The organism is Azospirillum doebereinerae, from assembly GCF_003989665.1.
In the GTDB taxonomy this organism is placed as follows: Bacteria; Pseudomonadota; Alphaproteobacteria; order Azospirillales; family Azospirillaceae; genus Azospirillum; species Azospirillum doebereinerae.
This window is the reverse complement of record NZ_RZIJ01000084.1, coordinates 1-665: the sequence shown is the minus strand read 5'-3', so window position 1 is coordinate 665 and position 665 is coordinate 1. Positions and strand designations below refer to the sequence as shown.

2 tRNA genes are annotated in these 665 nt (G+C 60.0%); both read right to left on the bottom strand.

Annotated elements, in window-relative coordinates:
* Nucleotides 1-362 precede the first annotated feature (362 nt).
* Nucleotides 363-438: transfer RNA gene (locus EJ913_RS31305), tRNA-Ala, on the bottom strand.
* A gap of 30 nt (nucleotides 439-468) precedes the next feature.
* A tRNA-Ile gene (locus EJ913_RS31300) sits at nucleotides 469-545 on the bottom strand.
* Nucleotides 546-665 lie beyond the last annotated feature (120 nt).

Sequence of the window (665 nt, the reverse complement as noted above, 5' to 3'; positions counted from 1 at the left end):
TTATCGCAGCGTGCTACGTCCTTCATCGCCTCTCAGTGCCAAGGCATCCACCAGATGCCCTTCAGACGCTTGATCTCTCTCAACGAAGGTCATTGCGCCACGCGCAGGAACAAACCCGCTCGTAGACACGACGCTCTCCATCGTTTCGATGCATGACCTCAGCCAGGGGATAACCCGGCCGAGGTCAGTCCTCGGTCACTTGCACTTCATCTTCACTTGTCCATGATCCCGCCCCGCTCGTCCCCGAGAGAGGCACAGGAACGAGCGCGAAGCGCTCGTTCCTGTCCACGTAGTCCGTGTTGTGGTCCCTCCAACGATCCTCGTACCCTGGGCGGTCCGGCGTCCACTCCCCATCGATACGATGGTGGAGGCAGACGGGATCGAACCGACGACCTCCTGCTTGCAAAGCAGGCGCTCTCCCAACTGAGCTATGCCCCCAAACCGGTCTGAACCGACGCTTGAAAAACATGGTGGGCCAGGGAGGATTTGAACCTCCGACCTCACGCTTATCAAGCGCGCGCTCTAACCAACTGAGCTACTAGCCCCTCGGTGCTGGTAACAGCACCACGAGAACCGTGAGAAGGGATGCGCCGGCGGCGGCGCGGCATCATCGTTTGAAGCAAGGCTCCGACCCATGCCTGGGTCAGCGTCCTTAGAAAGGAGGT